Genomic DNA, 17,182 nt, shown 5'->3' on the forward strand with positions numbered 1-17,182 from the left:
TTCAGTCCGGCACGCTGGTCTGCAGGGCCAGCGCGTGCAGCACGCCGCCCATATTGCCCTTCAGCGCATCATAGACCATCTGGTGCTGCTGGACGCGGCTCTTTCCGCGGAAGCTTTCGGCCACCACTTCGGCTGCATAGTGATCGCCGTCACCGGCGAGGTCGCGGATCGTCACCTTGGCGTCCGGAATGCCGTCCTTGATCAGTTTTTCGATGTCGTGGGCATCCATTGCCATGGCAAAATCCTGTTCTGGGCGGCTAGGCACGAGTGACTCGGACGGCAGCCTAAAGCCTTTCTGGTCCGGGTTGAAGCCGTTCTGTCGGCGACGCAGTGTCTAAGGGCCATCCTGCCGCGGGTGAACCACACCATCTTCTGTAATGTCGTCGCGGGTCGAGAACCCCCGGCCAAGGCTGAACACCAGGACATAGAGCGGGATGTTGAGCGCCAGGGTGATAATCGGGAGATAGCTGGTCATCTGCCACAAGGGCGAAAAGAATGGTTGGCCATAGCCGTCGCAGATCAGCGATGACCCGTATTCCCACAGCGCGCCGGTAATGACCGCAATGGCAAATAGCTTGATGCAGGTGGCGACATGCCTTGCGCGCGCCGGGTTCGGCAAAAGGCGGCTCCACAGCACAAGGCAGACGATGGGAATCGCATAGATCAGGCTCTGCAAAGCCAGCATCGGCAGTGTGCCATTGGCCGCCTCAAGGAACTGGTCACGCCTTTCCAGCAGCGGACAGACCTCGCTCGAGGTCGTCGACAGCAGGAAAAAGACGAACGGCCCGAGGAACCAGAAGAAGAACAGCGACGGCCAGAAGACGACTGCGATCAGCGTCCGGGCTGCCAGGCTGGTCAACTGGACTTGTCCATGAAGTTCGGGAACCAGCCTTCGTGGGCGGCGGTCAATTCGCTGACCGGGATCGCCCTGGCATCGCCGAGCTTCAGTTCGTTTCCACCGGTCGAGCCGATCCATGGCGCAAAGATGCCGAGCTTGCTCTGTTCGTCGCGGATGGCGTCCCATTCCTTGCTCTGCGGATCGACGGACAGCGTCAGGAGGTAGCGGCCCTGGTCTTCGCCGAACCAGACCGGGATCGGGTCGGTGCCGGCGAGCCCCGGAATGGTGGCGCCGATGCCGGACGCCATCGCCATTTCGGCCAGGGCTATCGCCAAGCCGCCATCGGAAAGGTCATGCGCCGCGGTCACGACGCCCGACGCGATCAGCGCGCGCACGTGGTCGCCGACGCGCTTTTCATGGGCGAGGTCGACGGATGGCGGCGGCCCGTCGGTACGGCCATGGATGTCCCTGAAATAGGCGGACTGGCCGAGATGGCTGCCCCAGCTTGCGGGTGCGCCGACCAGCAGGATCATCTGGCCCTCGGCGGCAAAGCCGATACGGGTCATCTTCGACCAGTCGGCAATCAGCCCGACGCCGCCGATGGTCGGCGTCGGCAGGATGCCCTGGCCGTTGGTTTCATTGTAGAGCGAGACATTGCCCGACACGATCGGGAAGCCGAGCGCGCGGCAGGCATCGCCAATGCCTTTCACCGCGCCGACCAGTTGGCCCATGATCTCAGGCCGTTCCGGATTGCCGAAATTGAGGTTGTCCGTCGCCGCCAGCGGCAGCGCGCCGGTGGCGGTAAGGTTGCGCCAGCATTCGGCCACAGCCTGCTTGCCGCCTTCATACGGGTCGGCCTCGCAATAGCGCGGCGTCACGTCGGAGGAGAAGGCGAGCGCCTTGGTCGGATGGCCTTCGACGCGCACAACGCCGGCGTCGCCGCCCGGAAGCTGCAGCGAATTGCCCTGGATCAGCGTGTCGTACTGCTCCCACACCCACCGGCGCGACGACAGGTCCGGCCCGCCGAGCAGTTTCAACAGCGCATCGGCGACATCGGCCTTCGGCGCATCGCCGGCGGCAAGCGCCGCAGGCTTCTTCGGCTCGACCCAGGGGCGGTCATATTCCGGCGCCTTGTCGCCAAGGTCCTTGATCGGCAGGTTGGCGACCTCGTCACCCTGGTGAATGACGCGGAAGCGCAGATCGTCGGTGGTCTTGCCGACAATGGCGAAGTCGAGGCCCCATTTGTGGAAGATCGCCTCGGCTTCCTTTTCCTTCTCCGGGCGCAGCACCATCAGCATGCGCTCCTGGCTCTCCGACAGCATCATCTCATAGGCGCTCATGCGCTCTTCGCGCACCGGCACCTGGTCGAGGTGAAGCTCGATGCCGAGGTCGCCCTTGGCGCCCATCTCGACCGCCGAACAGGTGAGGCCGGCCGCACCCATGTCCTGGATGGCGATGACGGCGCCGGACGCCATCAGTTCAAGGCAGGCTTCGAGCAGGCATTTTTCGGTGAAGGGATCGCCGACCTGCACGGTCGGGCGCTTCTCGTCGATCTTGTCGTCGAACTCGGCCGAGGCCATCGTGGCGCCGCCGACGCCGTCGCGGCCGGTCTTGGCGCCGAGATAGACGACCGGCAGGCCTACGCCCTTGGCTTCCGACAGGAAGATCGCATCGGTCTTGGCGAGGCCCGCGGCAAAGGCGTTGACCAGGATGTTGCCGTTGTAGCGGGCGTCGAAATTGACCTCGCCGCCGACCGTCGGCACGCCGAACGCATTGCCGTAGCCGCCAACGCCGGAAACCACACCGCTGACCAGGTGCCTGGTCTTGGGATGGTCGGGTGCGCCGAAGCGCAGCGCATTCATCGCCGCAATCGGCCGCGCGCCCATGGTGAAGACATCGCGCAATATGCCGCCGACGCCGGTCGCCGCACCCTGGTAGGGCTCGATGTAGGAGGGATGGTTGTGGCTCTCCATCTTGAAGACGACGCAGTCGCCATCGCCGATATCGACCACCCCGGCATTCTCGCCCGGACCCTGGATGACCTGAGGCCCGGTGGTCGGTAGCGTGCGCAGCCATTTCTTCGAGGATTTGTAGGAGCAGTGCTCATTCCACATCGCCGAGAAGATGCCGAGTTCGGTAAAGCTCGGTTCGCGCCCGACTAGGTCGAGGATGCGCTGGTATTCGTCGGGCTTCAGCCCATGCGCGGCGATGAGTTCCGGGGTGATCGGCACGGAATTGGAAATGGTCATGGGCGGCGATTGATGTCCATGGGAGAGGGGAATTTGAGTCCCCTCATATCGCAAGCTTTGGCGTGATACACCCCATTGGATGACGAAAAACGCCGGAAAACCACAGGGCGACGATGGTAGCGGGGAGCCGCTGGGGAACGGTATGGCATCCCGGCCGTTAGGCCTCAAACCAATCAGGAGATTTCGACATGGCCACCAAGCAAGGCAAGAAAGACAATCGCCTCTCCGACAAGGAGGCCATGCATATTGCCGAGACCACCGACGTTTCGCCCAAGCAGGCCAAGGACCTGGCCGAGAAGCACGGCAAGGACAAGGGCGCGAAGGAAGCCAAAAACTTCAAGGCAGAGGGCTGAACCTGAGATCGGTACGCAGGGGCACGGTTTAGCGCCAACGATTCAGGACGAACTGTCGTAGCCGGCGCGGCCTTCCTCCAGCAGCCGCCGGATCACCGCGACGCCGCCGGTGATGTCCTCGCGCCGCCTTGGCTGCGAGACGCCGAAACGCACGCCGTGAAAAACCTGCTCGGAACGCCCCGCCTTGAACTCGTCCTCGTCGTCGAGGAGCACGCCATTTTCGAGGCATGCGCTCCTGAACGTGCCGGACAGCCAGGGATCGGGCAGCGTCAGCCAGACGAAGGGCACGCTGCCGTGTGACTTGAAGGCGAAACCCGCCAGTGTCTCGCGCACGATGGCGATGCGGGCGGCAATTTCGGCAATGCTGCGTTTGCGGATATCGCCAGCCTGCCCAGACAGCACCAGCCGCGCATTCACCTCCGCCAGCAGGAACGGCATCCCGCCGGTCATCATCTTGTGGGCGACGCGGATGCGATGGCGATAGGCGGGCGGGCAGGAGAGCCAGCCGCCGCGAACACCTGCCGCGACCGATTTCGACAGACCGCCGGCGACAATGGTGCGCTCGGGTGCATATTCGGCGATGAGCGGCGTCGGATCTTCGGTCAGGCCGCCATAGAGATCGTCCTCGATGACGATGACATTGTACGCGCGCGCGACACGAGCGATCGCCTCGCGGCGCGAAACCGACAGGATCGCCAGCGTCGGGTTCTGCACCGTCGGCATCAGGAAGATCATCTTCGGGTGCTTTTGCGCGCAGACGCGTTCGAAATCCTCGGGATCGAGGCCTTCTTCGTCCGATGCCACCAGTGCTATGCGCCGCCCGATCAGCCCGGCGCTGCGGGCGATCTGCGAATAGGTGAGGTGCTCGAAGGCGACATAGTCGCCCGGTGTGGTCAGTGCCGCAATCGCCGCCATCACCGCGGCATGTGTGCCAAGCGTGGGAACGATGGTGTCGGCCGCCGGACGGAACGAATTGCGCGACAGCCAGCGGGCGCCGGCCTCGAACCAGCGCTCCGGAAAATCCCTGGTGTAGCTCGAAATCTCGTGCGGGTGATCCTGCACCGTGCGCGAGAGCATGTCAGCGACAATGGCGCCCTGGCCGATGTCGGGCGCGGCAGTGCTGTCGAAACGCAGCTTGCCGGGCGGTGCATCGACATAGCGCGTGCCTTGCACGGCCGGCTCGGCGAATTCGGGTGACGCCGCTTCCGATTGCTGCGCCAGCACATAGGTCCCGCGTCCGACTTCGCCGCTCACCAGCCCGCGTTCGCGCAGCAGCTGATAGGCCCGGCCGATCGTGCCGACCGTCGTGCCGATGTCATAGGCGAGATCGCGCTGCGGCGGCAATTTTGCCCCGGCATCGATAACGCCCTTGTCGATGTCCGACTCGATGCTGTCGGCAAGGCGCTGGTAAAGCGGGCCGGAACCGATGGTGAGGTCAGGGAGCCAATTTGTCATGGTGACAATTCTGTATATTGCGCCAGATCGGGTGTCAATGCATATCAGAACCGTACCAAGATGGGTACAATTTGCAAGGTTGGCAGAAAAACAATGGATACAATCGAGACAATCCGCTGCGCGGGCATTGAATTGGTCGGGCCGTCCAGCCGGCGAGGCTTTGTCGGCCGGATCGTGCATGTGGTCAGATCGCTGGCGCGATGGATCGAAGCGTTGATCGAGCGCCGTCGCGGCCGCCTGGCCTTGCTGGAAATGACCGACGAGCAGCTCAGGGATATCGGTGTTTCGCGTGGCGACGCCTACCGTGAAGGGATCCGACGGCTCTGGGACTGACCCGGAGCCGGTTCGTCAACGACGGGTGCGCGGAGCCCTGAGGCGTGAGACGCCCCTATCGGCAAGCACGGCGAGGATGCACAGCACCAGGAAAACACCGGTGACGGCCAGCGCCGCAAGGGCGACGCTGGCCGCGCCGTTTTTCGCAACGTCGAGGAACGGGTAGGGCACTTCGCCTGCGATCGGTGCGCGCGCCAGCGCATAGGCGAGATAGGCGATCGGAAAGGCCATCCACCACGAAATGTCGCTCCAGCGTGTCCTGCCGTCAGCGCCTACAACAAGCCACCACAGCACGAACAGCACCGGCGTCACATAGTGCAGCAGCACGTCACAGAGCAGGAACAGCCCCTGCGGCTGCCAGAGCTGCGCCAGAACCGTCGCGTAGACGATGAAGACCAGGGCGATGGAAGCCGCCACGCCCGCCCGCATCCGCGGCCCGGCAAAGGCCGGCAGCCAGGCGTAGCCCGAAGGCGACAGCAGCGAGACATGGACCAGCACTGCACCGATGTTGGTCAGGATGGTGAAGAAGCTGAACAGAAAGACGATGGAGCCGAGAAAACTGCGGCCGGTTTCCATCGATGCCGGGATGGTGATGCACGCTTGCAGGACAAGCCCGGCCAGACCGATGATCAATCCCGCAAACTGCAGGAAGCGGCCCATGGCGTCAGGCGGCCGCGTTGCAGGAGGGGTTGCCCGTTTGCCAGCGCGCAATGTCGGATCCGATGCGCGCGCCGAGCGGATCGTCCATCAGCGGACCGAACACGTCGACGCGGCTGGAATTGCCTTGCGCCTGGACGACCAGCAGCGGCTTGCCGCCATAATGCTTGGCCGGCACCAGCAGGAAGCGGGGCGTGCCGCTGAACGAATTCAGCTCATTGGCCATCTGATAGGATTTGAAGGCGGGATCCTTGCTGGCGATCCAGCATTTGTGGGCCGATATCGCTACCTGTTCCATGGCCAGCAGCGAAGCGCTCTTGCCCGTGGGGACCGGCGCGCTCTTCGGGCTGGACTGGCAGGACGCCAACGCCAAGCCGGCAGCAGCCAGGGGACCTAGGCGAACAATCGTCAGTCTCATGGTCAACCGCCCCCGCGTTTTGAAAGGAATTCGAAGAGATATCAGGCGGCGATGCCGAGCGCGCCTTCGAACAGCGCCCGGCCGTCACTGCCGCCATGCGCGGCCTCGATCAGGTTTTCCGGATGCGGCATCAGGCCGAGCACATTGCCCTTCTCGCTGATGATGCCGGCAATGTCGTTGATCGAGCCATTGGGATTGCTGCCTTCGGCATAGCGGAACACAACCTGTCCTTCGCCCTCGAGGCGCGCAAGCGTGTCGGCATCGGCGAAATAATTGCCGTCATGATGCGCAACCGGCGTGCGGATGATTTGGCCCGGCTGATAGCGGCGGGTGAACATGGTGTTGGCGTTGGCGATCTGCAGCTTCACCTCACGGCAAACGAATTTCAGCGAAGCATTGCGCATCAGCGCGCCGGGCAGCAGGCCGGCCTCGACCAGAATCTGGAACCCGTTGCAGACGCCAATGACCATGACGCCCTTGGCGGCCTTTTCAGCGACTGCCCGCATCACCGGCATCCGCGCGGCAATCGCGCCGCAGCGCAGATAATCGCCGAAGGAGAAGCCGCCGGGAATGGCGATCAGGTCGACATCGGGGATTTCGGTGTCGGTCTGCCAGACGGTCGCCGGCGCCTGCCCGGAAATCTTGGTCAGCGCCGCAATCATGTCGCGGTCGCGGTTGAGGCCGGGGAGAAGAACGACAGCTGATTTCATATCAAGCGATCTCCACCGCGTAATTCTCGATCACCGTATTCGCCAGCAGCTTGTCGCACATGGCTTTCAGATCGGCTTCGGCCTTGGCCTTGTCGGTCTCCGAGAGCTCGAGGTCGAAGACCTTGCCCTGCCGCACCTGGCCGACGCCGCCGAACCCCAGTCCGGACAGAGCGTGCTCTATGGCTTTTCCCTGCGGGTCGAGCACGCCGTTCTTGAGGGTGACGGTGATGCGGGCCTTGATCATACTGGACAGGTTCCTGTTCGAAGACTTAGCAATTCCAGGAAAAGTCTGAAGCGGTTTTTCGTCCGGAATCGCGTCAAGAATGAAGACTTAGTGCGGCTTGCCTTTGAGGCCATCGGTCGAGGCGACGAGCACCGGGCCGGTCGGGCGCGGCGGCTCGTTCTCGTTCATGATGCCGAGGCGGCGGGCAACTTCCTGATAGGCTTCGACGAGGCCGCCCATATCGCGGCGGAAACGGTCCTTGTCGAGCTTGTCCTGCGTTGCCACGTCCCACAGCCGGCACGAATCCGGCGAGATCTCGTCGGCAACGACGATGCGCATCATGTCGCCCTCGAACAGGCGGCCGCATTCGATCTTGAAATCGACGAGTTGGATGCCGACACCCATGAACAGGCCGGAGAGGAAGTCGTTGACGCGGATGGCCAGCGCCATGACGTCGTCGATCTCCTGCGGGCTTGCCCAGCCGAAAGCGGTGATGTGCTCTTCCGACACCATCGGATCGTCGAGCGCATCGGCCTTGTAATAGAATTCGATGATCGAGCGCGGCAGAACGGTGCCTTCCTCGATGCCGAGGCGCTTGGACAGCGAGCCGGCGGCGACATTGCGCACCACCACTTCGAGCGGAATGATCTCGACTTCCTTGATCAACTGCTCGCGCATGTTGAGCCGGCGGATGAAGTGGGTCGGAATGCCCATGCGGTTCAGATGGTTGAAGATGTACTCGGAAATGCGGTTGTTGAGCACACCCTTGCCGTCGATGACCTCATGTTTCTTCTTGTTGAATGCGGTCGCATCATCCTTGAAGAACTGGATAAGTGTGCCCGGTTCCGGTCCCTCATAGAGGATCTTGGCCTTGCCTTCATAAATGCGGCGGCGATTTTTCATCTGATTTTTCTCTGGATTTGCGGGCAGGCGGCAAGCGACCAGTTCCTGTCCGTCTGCCTAAATTGGTGCGGCGACGGGTGGGGTTCAATGCCGGGTCTATCCCAATCACAGCGTTTGCTCAATCGGCAAATCCTTTCCATCGACCGCTTTCAGGAATGAAATGCCGCAGCGCAGCAAGTGATGTAGCATATTGACCGGCCCGCGCCCTTTTGGTTTGTGCTGCGGCAGCACACATATCCATCACCAACGCGAATCGATTTCATCGGAGGGAAGCCATGAGCAGCATGAAAGACCGCGAAGAGGGTTTTGAGCGCAAATTCGCCTTCGACGAAGAACTTCGCTTCAAGGCTTCCGCACGCCGCAACAAGGCGCTCGGTCTGTGGGCCGCCGAAAAGCTGGGCAAATCCGGCACTGACGCCGACGCCTATGCCAAGGAAGTTGTGGTTTCCGACATCGAGGAAGCCGGCGATCACGACGTATTCCGCAAGATCCGCAAGGATTTCGACGCCGCCGGCGTCGACCAGTCGGATCACCAGATCCGCCGCACCATGGACGAACTGATGGCGCAGGCGATCGAGCAGATCAAGAACACCTAGAGCGAGTAGCGCTGGACCAATCGACCGCCCGGTCCAGCCGGGCGGTTTTTCTTTGCCTTTTCAGCCTTTTCCGGCTGAAACTGTGCGTAGGCCTGTTACAAGGCTCTACCCAACGAGGAAAGCACCCATGTCCCTGAAGTCACGCCTGGCGGCGGATGAAACGCTGTTCACCGCCTGGTCCGGCGTTCCGGACGCTTTGACGGTCGAAATCATCGCCAAGCAGGGTTTTGACGCCGTCACCCTGGATATGCAGCATGGCGGACACCACGAAGACTCGGTCTTGCGCGGCCTGGTGCCGGTGCTGGCCGCCAACAAGCCGGCGCTGGTGCGCATTCCGGTCGGCCGCTTCGACATGGCCAGCCGCGCCCTCGATTTCGGTGCCGAGGCGGTGATTGCACCGATGGTGAATTCGGTGGCCGATGCAAAACTCTTTGCCGCGGCGATGAAATATCCGCCGATGGGCGAGCGCTCCTGGGGCCCGACCTATGCTTTTCCGCGCCATGGCAAAGGCGACCACGCCGAATGGCTGCGCGACACCAATCAACGCACGATGGCCTTTGCCATGGTCGAAACGCGCGCCGCACTCGATGCGCTGGACGGCATCCTCGACACGCGGGGCATTGACGGCATCTTCCTCGGCCCATCGGATTTCTCCATCGCCTGGTCGAATGGCGCCACCGTCAATTCGACGCTGGAAAGCATGATGGAAACCGTCGCTTCCATCGCCGAGCGCACGCGCAAGGCGGGCAAGCATGCGGCGATCTACGTCGTTGAGCCGGCGATTGCCGGCCGCGTCGTGGCGATGGGCTACCGGCTGCTGGCGATGGGCTCGGACCATGCGCTGATTTCGCTCGGCGCAAAGACACTCATCAAAAGCATGAACGATTCGATAAAGGGCTGAGGCGTTGTGCCTTGCCCGGTCAGGCCTTGAGGTCGGTCAGGAACTTGGCGAAGGTCATCGACCCTTCCGGCCAAGGGCCGAAGCCGGCATCCTCATTGAGGTGACCGGTTTCGCCGGCATCGATGAACAGCGAACCCCAGGCAGCGGCAATGTCCTCGGCAACCTCGAAGGCGCAGAACGGATCGTTGCGGCTGGCGATGACGATGGACGGGAAGGGCAGCGGTTCGCGCGCATAGGGACCAAAGGTCATCAGGTGACGCGGCCTTATCTCCGGGTTGGCGACGTCGGGCGGCGCGACAAAAAACGCGCCGGCGACCGGCTTCCTGAACTGCGGAATGGCCTGCACCGCGGCCGCCACACCGAGGGAATGGGCAACGATCACCACCGGCCGCTCGGCCTCGTTGACAGCGTTCGCCACGCTCGCCGTCCAGTCCTCGCGCACCGGCTTCGACCACTCCGCCTGTTCGACCCGACGCGCCGTCGATAGTTTCGACTGCCAGCGTGTCTGCCAGTGTTCAGGGCCGGAATTGGTGTAGCCCGGCACGATCAGAATATCTGCGTCTTTGACTTTCATGGCGCTGAGATAGCGAGCGGCCGTGTCTCGTGCAACCCGCGCTGACGCATGCGGTGCATCACAATTGTGAACAACCTGTTCGATTCTTTCCATCTTGTGTGAACGATCAGGATCGACGATTTGAGGCAGGAAGAGATGGACGACAGAATAGACTGGTGGCGCTAATGCGCTGAACGGAGAGTTTTATGAGCGAACTGCCTTTTGCCGCGACGACCCCCGTCAGCGTGTCACGCGTGGGCCTGAAGGCGCGCGACGCCGAAGGACTTGCCGATTACTACCGGGCTGTTGTCGGCCTGCAGGAATTGAGCCGCGCCGATGGCGCCATCACGCTGGGCGCTGCCGAGCGCCCGCTGCTGGTGATCGAGCCTGACGCAGCGGCCAAGCCCGACGATCCGCGCAGCGCCGGCCTGTTCCACACCGCTTTCCTTCTGCCCAGCCGCGCCGATCTCGGCCGTTGGATAAACCATGCCGCCGCCAACAAGATCCGCATCGAGGGCGCCTCCGACCATCTGGTCAGCGAGGCTCTCTACCTGACCGACCCCGAAGGCAACGGCATTGAAATCTATAGGGACCGTCTGCCGCAGGAGTGGAAGTGGAACGGCGACAAGATCGCCATGGCGACCGAGCGGCTGAACCTGGCTGCCGTGGTTGGCAGCGTGCCGGCCGGTGACGCCGGCTGGCAGGGCGCGCCGCACAACAGCATTATCGGCCATGTCCATCTGCGCGTCGGCCGGCCGGAAGATGCCGAGGCCTGGTGGCACGACGAATTTGGCTTCGACACGGTCGCTAAGTATGGAGGGCAGGCGGTGTTCCTGTCGTCGGGAGGCTACCACCATCATATCGGTGGCAATTCGTGGCACAGCGCCGGCGCCGGCCGCCGCGATCCGTCCCGCTCGGGTCTGGCCTGGGTCGAGATGCGGTCGGACAGGACAACCGCTGAAACCACGCGGGAAGATCCGTGGGGCACGGTTATCCGCACCGTGCCGGGCGCCGCCGGCTGAGCGCCCGCTCGGTTCTTACAAGGAATTGGCGGCGTAGCCCGTCAGCAGCCTATGCGCCCAGCTGTCGAAGCCGGTGGCTGTCGCGCGGGTGGACGCCTCGGTCCAGTCATAATTGACCACGTGATGGCTGAACGACCATTGTCCGTCCTTGCGCGTAGCGAGGGCGTAGCGGGCATGCGGACTGCCGGTCACGGTCAGGCCGGGGAATGCCTGGACGCCGACGCTGCCCGGATTGAGGATTGTCCGGTTGTCCGACAAGCGCACAACGCGCGGCGTATGTGTATGGCCGCACAAGGTCAGCCCGGCGCCGGCGCTGCCCAGCTTGTGCCTGATCTGCTTTTCATTGGAGGGGTGGAAGTGGCTGCCTCCGTCTTCCTCGAGCAGGAACACGTCGTCGTCACTGGGGCTGCCATGGCAAAGCAGGATGTCCGGGGCAGGCGACAGGGTGACCGGCAAGGCCGAGAGCCAGGTCAGGGATGTCTCAGAGAGGCGTTGGTGGGTGAAAGCATCGACGTCTTCCAACCCGGAAGCAGGCGGCTCGACCAGCACACGGTCGTGATTGCCGCGCACGGTCGGCCAATTCTGCGCCATCAGATATTGCGCGGTTTCTTCAGGCCATAGCGGCCCGGAAAGACAATCGCCCAGATTGACGATTATGTCGGGAGAAGCGTCTTTGATCTGCGCATGAACCGCCTCAAGCGCGCGCAGATTCCCATGGATGTCGGAAAGGACGGCCAGCCGCATCGAAAAACCTATCCGAAAACCCGCTTGAAGATCGTGTCGACATGCTTGGTGTGATAGCCCAAGTCGAATTTCTCGCGGATCTCGGCTTCGGGCAGCGCTGCGGTGACTTCCCTGTCGGCCAACAGTTCCTCAAGGAAATCAGCGCCATGTTCCCATACCTTCATGGCGTTGCGCTGCACCAGGCGGTAGGCATCCTCGCGACTGACGCCGGCTTGGGTCAGCGCCAGCAACACGCGCTGCGAATGCACCAGGCCACGGAACTTGTTCATGTTCTTCAGCATGTTGTCGGGATAGATCAGCAATTTGTCGACGACGCCGGTGAGCCGCGACAGCGCGAAATCCAGCGTTACCGTGGCGTCCGGCCCTATCATGCGCTCGACCGAGGAATGCGAGATGTCGCGCTCGTGCCAGAGCGCCACATTCTCCATCGCCGGCAGCGCCATGGAGCGCACCATGCGGGCAAGGCCGGTGAGGTTTTCGGTCAGCACCGGGTTGCGCTTGTGCGGCATTGCCGACGAGCCCTTCTGGCCCGGCGAAAAATACTCTTCCACTTCCAGCACCTCGGTGCGCTGCAGATGGCGAATCTCTGTCGCCAGCCGCTCGACCGACGAGGCGATGACGCCGAGCGTGGCAAAGAACATGGCATGGCGGTCGCGCGGGATGACCTGCGTCGACACCGGTTCCGGCTTCAGCCCAAGCTTTTTCGCCACATGCTCTTCGACATAGGGGTCGATGTTGGCGAAGGTGCCGATCGCGCCCGAGATAGCGCAGGTGGCAATATCCTCTCGCGCGTGCACCAGCCGCTCGCGGCAGCGCGAGAACTCGGCATAGGCCTGCGCCAGCTTGACGCCGAACGTGGTCGGCTCGGCATGAATGCCGTGGCTGCGGCCGATGGTGACGGTGTCCTTGTGCTCGAAGGCCCGGCGCTTCAGCGCGGCGAGCAGGCCGTCGAGGTCGGCCAGCAGGATATCGCTGGCGCGGCCGAGCTGCACCGCAAGGCAGGTGTCGAGAACATCTGACGAGGTCATGCCCTGGTGGATGAAACGCGCATCCGGCCCTACGAATTCGGCGAGATGGGTGAGGAAGGCGATGACGTCGTGCTTGGTCACGGCCTCGATCTCGTCGATCTTGCCGACGTCAAATTTTACCGCATTGCCCTTTTCCCAGATGGTCTTGGCGGCTTCCCTGGGGATGACGCCGAGCTCAGCCAGCGCATCGCAGGCATGGGCCTCGATTTCGAACCAGATGCGGAAGCGGGTTTCCGGCGACCAGATGGCGACCATTTCCGGCCGGGAATAGCGAGGGATCATCCGTCAGTCCTGATATGTCGGTGGTTAAGTGCGCCTCCTATCAGAGGCGGACCGAATGCTCAACGCTGCTGGCGTGCAAACCACACGCTGGCGGCGGCAAGCGCGATGAATCCGAGCGGAAAATAGAGCCTGATACCCAGCACCACGAACTGGTAGAGCGCCGTCAGCGAGGTGAAGACCAGTTCGAACGCCCACCGGGCGGTGAAGGCCTCCGCGTGCCATTCGGCATAGTAGGAGCGGTATTGCAGCGCAAACAACCCGCCGGTGAAGGCGAGCGTCGTGGCAAGCAGGCAGACGAAGGCGGCGGCGAACGCCACCTCCCAATGCCGGTCGAGCGAGACCAGCCGCGCCGCGAACAACCCGACGGGAAAGGCCAATGCCGCGCCGGTCGCAAACAGCAGGACGACGAAGCGGATCTTTTCCGGGGTCTCCCAATTGTCGAGCCAAAGACCGGTCAGCGCGCTGGCGCCCATGGCCATCGCCCACAGCAAGGCGCCGACAAGCGCCGCGCCCGTCGATGGTATGGCGCGGCTGACGCGATTTCCGGCGCGCTTGCGCCAACTGGATTGATCGAGCGATGTCACAGGCGTCCGGTCACGGCGATCCAGCGAAAATCCGGTCCTTCGAAGCCGTATTGGCGCACTGCGATCAGCACCGCATAGGCGCTGATGCTGTCCATCGAGAACGTCTGCACCGCGCCGATCCTGTAGCCGTTCGGGCAGCCACGGCTTTTCGGGATCGATTTATCCTCATGCAGCAGATGGGTCTGGCCGCCATCCCTGGCCTCGATCCGCAGCAGGCGAAAACCGTTGACCTCGCCCTGGCTCTGGCAGCTTTCGGTGTCGTTCATGCCGATCTCGTCCAGCCGGAATTCCAGCGGCGGGTCGACCGGCGAAAAGATCGGCCGTGGGTTGACCACCATGCGGAACGGGTCGGCCGACAATTCGGTCACCGGGTTGAAGCCGGCGGTGATGCCGCGGTTGGCGGTAAGCTCGGCCTGGGCAATGATTGCTTCGCCCTTCTGCCTGGCCTGCTGACGGGCCGTCTCGAGCGAGGCGGTCTCATCCTCCAGCCGGACCCGGATTGGCGTGCCCTTCAGGAACGTGTCGTCGGCGGTGTTGATGTAGTAGCGATTGGCATAGGGAAAGCCCGAACCGTCTGCCACACCATATTCCTCGAAGGTGAAGACGCTGCCATCCTTGCTGAAGCCGAGGATTTCAAGCTCGGCGACATCGCCCGCTCGGGCGGCCATGGCGGATGCGAGATGGACCAGCAGGCAAACGCCAATCAGGACGAGATTTCGCATCGGGGTTCCGCTCCGCCTGCCGTGGTTCGATCGTTCCCTATCACGAGACAGTCAAAACATCGTGCTATTCGAAAGGCGATGCATCCAATTTCGCCTCTGTTTGTTATCGTCGATCGTTTTCAAAAGGAGAACACCCCATGACTGAGGCCAGCAAGATTCGCGAGCATATGGAAGTGGTCGGCGCCGACGGCGTTCACATCGGCACCGTCGACAGGGTCGATGGCGAGCGGATCAAGTTGACCAAGGCCGACAGCGGCGAGGGCACCCATCAGGGGCATCACCACTACATTCCCTTGAGCCTGCTTGCCGAGGTCGAGGGCCAGAAAGTCTGGCTGTCGGCGAATTCGGATGTCGCGGTCAGCTTCGAGGAAGAGGAGTCCGACCCGACCTGACTGAAAGTCAGCGCGACGACCACACCGCAAACAGGTCGCCATCGGCCGGCGTCGCGGCATGGATGCCGCGGCTGATGGCGCGCGCCATGGTGGCGCCGGCGGCGGCAAAGAAATCGACGGCATCGTCGGCGCTGAGTTCTATGCCGCTCTTCCCCGTCGCCAGCGCGAACACCAGATCGCCGTCAGCCGGCGTGTGCACCGGCCAGATGGCGCGCACGAAGCCGTCATGCGCTGAAATGGCCAGCCGCTTGGCTGCCGCCTTGGTCAGCACGGCGTCGGTGGCGATGACGGCGATGGTGGTGTTGCCACCGGCCTCGGCTTGTCCACCGACACGCTTGTCGCGGTATTTCAACAGGATCCGCCTGGCATCGTCCGGCATTGGCGAGGGATAGCCAAGCCCGCCGAACTCATCGCCGATCTCGAAGGGCGCCGCCCAGAAATAGCGGGTCCGCGCGATCGTTACCGAGCCGGTCGGGTTGGCGGCGGCGAGTGCGCCGATGGTGACGCCGCTGTCGAGCACAGTCGAGGCCGAGCCGAGGCCGCCCTTCAGCCCGGAGCTTAGCGCGCCGGTGCCGGCGCCGATTGTGCCGAGCGGAAAGTCGACTGTTGCCGCCTGGGCGGCTTCGTAGCCGAGGTCGCGGTAGGGAGGATAACGGCCCCAATCCTTGTCGCCGCCATTGCGCAGGTCGAACAGGATCGCCGCCGGCACGATCGGCACCCGAAAGCCGCCGACATCGACGCCAATGCCTTTTTCACGCAACGCCGCCTGCACGCCCGACGCGGCGTCGAGGCCGAAGGCCGAACCGCCCGAAAGCACGACGGCATGAACCGCCTCGATGGAATTGTGCGGTTCGAGCAAATCGGTCTCGCGCGTGCCCGGCGCGCCGCCGAGGATCTGCACGCCACCGACCGCCGGTTCGTCGCACAATACGGTGGTGACGCCCGATTTCAGCGTGGCATCCGACGCGTTGCCGACGCGCAAGCCGGCGACATCGGTGATCAGATTGCGCGGCCCGGTGCGAAACATCAGTTCGTCTCCGCCGGCACGAAACGCGTCCCGTCGAAGCGGAAGGCGCGATAGAGGTTTTGGCTCAGATCGCCTTTGTCGTCGAACCGCAGCGGCCCGATCGCGGTGGTGAAATCATGCCCGGTTAGCGCGTCGGCCAGCCCCTTGCCCGAGGTCTGGGGCGCGGCCGAGGCCGCCTTGGCAATCTCCACCGCCGCGTAGGCCGGCAAGGCATAGCCATCCGGCGCGATGTTCTTGGCCGTAAACGCCGCCAGCACCTTGGGATCGGCGACATCGGCCCATTCCGGCGGCGCGATCATCAGCGTGCCGACGGCGTAAGGCACGTCGCCGGGTGGCGTGCGCAAATTCTCGCCGCCGGCAAAGACAATGCCGGCCTCGAGCTGGCCGGCGTCGCGGCCCATAATGGCGATGTCGTCGCCGTCGCCACCGGCAAAGACATGCGTCGCGCCCGCCTTCTTCAGCCGGCCGATCAGCCCGATCTGGTTGTCGAGCTGCGGCCGGAACGTATCTGTGAAGACCGGCTTCAGCGCCGCCTGTTCGGCCGCTGCGCGCAGCGTCTCGGCGATTTCGCGGCCATAGATGGTCCCGTCATCGACGATGGCGAACAATTCGCTCTGCCACAGCCGGGTCAGGATGCCGGCCACCGCATTGCGCTCGTCGTCGCCGCGTGGCCCCAGCCGGTAGACCGGCCAGCCGGTTTTGGCGCGGCGATCGGTCAGGCTTTCGGTGCGCACGCCAACGGTGATGACCGGTATGTCAGCGTCCTTGAGGATCGGCAGCGCCGCCTGGATCGCCTCGGTGCAGAGGAAGCCGACGACGATATCGACCTTCGCAGCGGCGAATTCCCTGGCGGCGGCAGCCCCGCCATCGGCGGTGCAGGCATCGTCGACCGTCCTGATCTCGGCGCCGTTGGCTTCTGCTGCCAGGGCAGCACCCGCCTCGATCTGCTTGCCAAGTATCGCCGACGGACCGGACAGGGGTGCGGCGACGCCGACAAGCAAAGTCTGCGCGCCGGCGCTTGCCGGCAGCAGCCAGAGCAGTGCCGCTATTACAGCTGTTGGGGGTCGCATTCTGACGACGAATTCCTCCGTGCCGGTCGCATGCTTCCAGCGTCTCTTCCGCCAAGACCTAAAGGCTGCCCGCCCCAGGCGCAACACGGGAATTTGCGGATTGGCGTCAACCACTTCGCTTG

Annotated in this window: 22 protein-coding genes; 6 read left to right on the forward strand and 16 right to left on the reverse strand. The window is 63.5% G+C overall.

Translation table 11 applies throughout. The annotated features are described in order from the left end of the window. Position 1 precedes the first annotated feature (1 nt). The 3 genes from X733_RS144455 to purL all read right to left on the reverse strand — a co-directional run bounded on the left by X733_RS144455 (position 2) and on the right by purL (position 3,087). Entirely contained in the window at positions 2-235 is a 234-nt protein-coding gene (locus X733_RS144455; RefSeq protein ID WP_010909092.1) for a BolA family transcriptional regulator, read from the reverse strand. A gap of 99 nt (positions 236-334) precedes the next feature. Next, positions 335-859: a hypothetical protein gene (locus X733_RS144450; protein WP_023684883.1), complete on the reverse strand. Its 525-nt coding sequence runs from the start codon at positions 857-859 to the stop codon at positions 335-337. Then, entirely contained in the window at positions 856-3,087 is a 2,232-nt protein-coding gene (gene purL / locus X733_RS144445; protein ID WP_023819432.1) for a phosphoribosylformylglycinamidine synthase subunit PurL, read from the reverse strand. The genes X733_RS144450 and purL overlap by 4 nt, the downstream gene beginning before the upstream one ends. Positions 3,088-3,275: 188 nt before the next feature. Between purL and X733_RS1000000170325 the strand changes: the two genes are divergently transcribed. After that, on the forward strand, positions 3,276-3,440 hold the full coding sequence (locus X733_RS1000000170325; protein ID WP_023669098.1) for a hypothetical protein: 165 nt from the start codon (positions 3,276-3,278) through the stop codon (positions 3,438-3,440). A 42-nt stretch (positions 3,441-3,482) separates the two neighbouring features. Here X733_RS1000000170325 and X733_RS144440 read toward each other — a convergent pair whose 3' ends face one another. Beyond that, positions 3,483-4,895 carry a PLP-dependent aminotransferase family protein gene (locus X733_RS144440; RefSeq protein ID WP_023684885.1) on the reverse strand — a complete coding sequence of 471 codons (1,413 nt, stop codon included), beginning with the start codon at positions 4,893-4,895 and terminating at the stop codon, positions 3,483-3,485. Between the two features lie 93 nt (positions 4,896-4,988). On the opposite strand from X733_RS144440, the gene X733_RS144435 reads away from it, so the two are divergent. Next, a complete protein-coding gene (locus tag X733_RS144435; RefSeq protein ID WP_023706460.1) occupies positions 4,989-5,228 on the forward strand; it encodes a DUF1127 domain-containing protein in 240 nt (79 codons plus the stop codon). Between the two features lie 15 nt (positions 5,229-5,243). On the opposite strand, the gene X733_RS144430 is transcribed toward X733_RS144435, so the two are convergent. The 5 genes from X733_RS144430 to purC form a co-directional block, all read right to left on the reverse strand. Beyond that, a complete protein-coding gene (locus tag X733_RS144430; RefSeq protein ID WP_023819433.1) occupies positions 5,244-5,888 on the reverse strand; it encodes a Pr6Pr family membrane protein in 645 nt (214 codons plus the stop codon). 4 nt (positions 5,889-5,892) lie between these two features. Next, on the reverse strand, positions 5,893-6,303 hold the full coding sequence (locus tag X733_RS144425; RefSeq protein ID WP_023669094.1) for a hypothetical protein: 411 nt from the start codon (positions 6,301-6,303) through the stop codon (positions 5,893-5,895). A 41-nt stretch (positions 6,304-6,344) separates the two neighbouring features. Beyond that, entirely contained in the window at positions 6,345-7,013 is a 669-nt protein-coding gene (gene purQ, locus X733_RS144420) for a phosphoribosylformylglycinamidine synthase subunit PurQ (RefSeq protein ID WP_023819434.1), read from the reverse strand. A gap of 1 nt (position 7,014) precedes the next feature. Further along, positions 7,015-7,257, reverse strand: coding sequence for a phosphoribosylformylglycinamidine synthase subunit PurS (gene purS, locus X733_RS144415; RefSeq protein ID WP_023669092.1), 243 nt, complete (start codon positions 7,255-7,257; stop codon positions 7,015-7,017). A gap of 87 nt (positions 7,258-7,344) precedes the next feature. Beyond that, the gene (gene purC / locus X733_RS144410) at positions 7,345-8,139 is read right to left on the reverse strand and encodes a phosphoribosylaminoimidazolesuccinocarboxamide synthase (RefSeq protein WP_013532127.1); all 795 of its coding nucleotides are present in this window, start codon (positions 8,137-8,139) and stop codon (positions 7,345-7,347) included. Between the two features lie 275 nt (positions 8,140-8,414). Here purC and X733_RS144405 point away from each other — a divergent pair, with 275 nt between their 5' ends. Continuing rightward, positions 8,415-8,735: a DUF1476 domain-containing protein gene (locus tag X733_RS144405; RefSeq protein ID WP_023669091.1), complete on the forward strand. Its 321-nt coding sequence runs from the start codon at positions 8,415-8,417 to the stop codon at positions 8,733-8,735. 127 nt (positions 8,736-8,862) lie between these two features. Beyond that, positions 8,863-9,636 carry an HpcH/HpaI aldolase/citrate lyase family protein gene (locus X733_RS144400; protein WP_023819436.1) on the forward strand — a complete coding sequence of 258 codons (774 nt, stop codon included), beginning with the start codon at positions 8,863-8,865 and terminating at the stop codon, positions 9,634-9,636. A 19-nt stretch (positions 9,637-9,655) separates the two neighbouring features. On the opposite strand, the gene X733_RS144395 is transcribed toward X733_RS144400, so the two are convergent. Next, positions 9,656-10,210 carry an alpha/beta hydrolase gene (locus X733_RS144395; RefSeq protein ID WP_023708637.1) on the reverse strand — a complete coding sequence of 185 codons (555 nt, stop codon included), beginning with the start codon at positions 10,208-10,210 and terminating at the stop codon, positions 9,656-9,658. A 185-nt stretch (positions 10,211-10,395) separates the two neighbouring features. Between X733_RS144395 and X733_RS144390 the strand changes: the two genes are divergently transcribed. Further along, positions 10,396-11,211, forward strand: a complete 816-nt coding sequence (locus X733_RS144390) for a VOC family protein (protein WP_023819437.1) — start codon at positions 10,396-10,398, stop codon at positions 11,209-11,211. Between the two features lie 15 nt (positions 11,212-11,226). Here the strand turns inward: X733_RS144390 and X733_RS144385 are convergent, their stop codons facing one another. The 4 genes from X733_RS144385 to X733_RS144370 are packed head-to-tail and all read right to left on the reverse strand — an operon-like array spanning position 11,227 to position 14,571. Further along, entirely contained in the window at positions 11,227-11,955 is a 729-nt protein-coding gene (locus tag X733_RS144385; RefSeq protein WP_023819438.1) for a metallophosphoesterase family protein, read from the reverse strand. An 8-nt stretch (positions 11,956-11,963) separates the two neighbouring features. After that, positions 11,964-13,265 (reverse strand): adenylosuccinate lyase, encoded by a 1,302-nt coding sequence (purB, locus tag X733_RS144380; RefSeq protein WP_023754382.1) that lies wholly within the window; start codon positions 13,263-13,265, stop codon positions 11,964-11,966. A 59-nt stretch (positions 13,266-13,324) separates the two neighbouring features. Next, on the reverse strand, positions 13,325-13,789 hold the full coding sequence (locus X733_RS144375) for a hypothetical protein (protein WP_023819439.1): 465 nt from the start codon (positions 13,787-13,789) through the stop codon (positions 13,325-13,327). A gap of 56 nt (positions 13,790-13,845) precedes the next feature. Continuing rightward, the gene (locus tag X733_RS144370; protein WP_023819440.1) at positions 13,846-14,571 is read right to left on the reverse strand and encodes a DUF2259 domain-containing protein; all 726 of its coding nucleotides are present in this window, start codon (positions 14,569-14,571) and stop codon (positions 13,846-13,848) included. Positions 14,572-14,708: 137 nt separating this feature from the next. Here X733_RS144370 and X733_RS144365 point away from each other — a divergent pair, with 137 nt between their 5' ends. Continuing rightward, entirely contained in the window at positions 14,709-14,963 is a 255-nt protein-coding gene (locus X733_RS144365) for a DUF2171 domain-containing protein (RefSeq protein WP_023690182.1), read from the forward strand. Positions 14,964-14,970: 7 nt separating this feature from the next. On the opposite strand, the gene X733_RS144360 is transcribed toward X733_RS144365, so the two are convergent. After that, positions 14,971-15,990, reverse strand: a complete 1,020-nt coding sequence (locus X733_RS144360; RefSeq protein ID WP_023819441.1) for a P1 family peptidase — start codon at positions 15,988-15,990, stop codon at positions 14,971-14,973. Then, complete coding sequence (locus X733_RS144355; RefSeq protein ID WP_023819442.1) at positions 15,990-17,060, reverse strand: branched-chain amino acid ABC transporter substrate-binding protein; 1,071 nt, start codon at positions 17,058-17,060, stop codon at positions 15,990-15,992. The genes X733_RS144360 and X733_RS144355 overlap by 1 nt, the downstream gene beginning before the upstream one ends. Positions 17,061-17,182: the final 122 nt, after the last annotated feature.

The organism is Mesorhizobium sp. L2C066B000 (assembly GCF_000502335.1).
Lineage (GTDB): Bacteria > Pseudomonadota > Alphaproteobacteria > Rhizobiales > Rhizobiaceae > Mesorhizobium.

What these genes read in the sequence shown, in the direction of transcription:
- X733_RS144425 (WP_023669094.1), bottom strand. Translation starts at nt 6,303, where the DNA reads ATGAGACTGACGATTGTTCGCCTAGGTCCCCTGGCTGCTGCCGGCTTG.
- X733_RS144385 (WP_023819438.1), bottom strand. Translation starts at nt 11,955, where the DNA reads ATGCGGCTGGCCGTCCTTTCCGACATCCATGGGAATCTGCGCGCGCTT.
- X733_RS144390 (WP_023819437.1), top strand. Translation starts at nt 10,396, where the DNA reads ATGAGCGAACTGCCTTTTGCCGCGACGACCCCCGTCAGCGTGTCACGC.
- X733_RS144455 (WP_010909092.1), bottom strand. Translation starts at nt 235, where the DNA reads ATGGCAATGGATGCCCACGACATCGAAAAACTGATCAAGGACGGCATT.
- X733_RS1000000170325 (WP_023669098.1), top strand. Translation starts at nt 3,276, where the DNA reads ATGGCCACCAAGCAAGGCAAGAAAGACAATCGCCTCTCCGACAAGGAG.
- purC (WP_013532127.1), bottom strand. Translation starts at nt 8,139, where the DNA reads ATGAAAAATCGCCGCCGCATTTATGAAGGCAAGGCCAAGATCCTCTAT.
- X733_RS144370 (WP_023819440.1), bottom strand. Translation starts at nt 14,571, where the DNA reads ATGCGAAATCTCGTCCTGATTGGCGTTTGCCTGCTGGTCCATCTCGCA.
- X733_RS144395 (WP_023708637.1), bottom strand. Translation starts at nt 10,210, where the DNA reads ATGAAAGTCAAAGACGCAGATATTCTGATCGTGCCGGGCTACACCAAT.
- X733_RS144400 (WP_023819436.1), top strand. Translation starts at nt 8,863, where the DNA reads ATGTCCCTGAAGTCACGCCTGGCGGCGGATGAAACGCTGTTCACCGCC.
- X733_RS144440 (WP_023684885.1), bottom strand. Translation starts at nt 4,895, where the DNA reads ATGACAAATTGGCTCCCTGACCTCACCATCGGTTCCGGCCCGCTTTAC.
- X733_RS144355 (WP_023819442.1), bottom strand. Translation starts at nt 17,060, where the DNA reads ATGCGACCCCCAACAGCTGTAATAGCGGCACTGCTCTGGCTGCTGCCG.
- purL (WP_023819432.1), bottom strand. Translation starts at nt 3,087, where the DNA reads ATGACCATTTCCAATTCCGTGCCGATCACCCCGGAACTCATCGCCGCG.
- purS (WP_023669092.1), bottom strand. Translation starts at nt 7,257, where the DNA reads ATGATCAAGGCCCGCATCACCGTCACCCTCAAGAACGGCGTGCTCGAC.
- X733_RS144360 (WP_023819441.1), bottom strand. Translation starts at nt 15,990, where the DNA reads ATGTTTCGCACCGGGCCGCGCAATCTGATCACCGATGTCGCCGGCTTG.
- X733_RS144405 (WP_023669091.1), top strand. Translation starts at nt 8,415, where the DNA reads ATGAGCAGCATGAAAGACCGCGAAGAGGGTTTTGAGCGCAAATTCGCC.
- X733_RS144365 (WP_023690182.1), top strand. Translation starts at nt 14,709, where the DNA reads ATGACTGAGGCCAGCAAGATTCGCGAGCATATGGAAGTGGTCGGCGCC.
- X733_RS144435 (WP_023706460.1), top strand. Translation starts at nt 4,989, where the DNA reads ATGGATACAATCGAGACAATCCGCTGCGCGGGCATTGAATTGGTCGGG.
- X733_RS144430 (WP_023819433.1), bottom strand. Translation starts at nt 5,888, where the DNA reads ATGGGCCGCTTCCTGCAGTTTGCGGGATTGATCATCGGTCTGGCCGGG.
- purQ (WP_023819434.1), bottom strand. Translation starts at nt 7,013, where the DNA reads ATGAAATCAGCTGTCGTTCTTCTCCCCGGCCTCAACCGCGACCGCGAC.
- purB (WP_023754382.1), bottom strand. Translation starts at nt 13,265, where the DNA reads ATGATCCCTCGCTATTCCCGGCCGGAAATGGTCGCCATCTGGTCGCCG.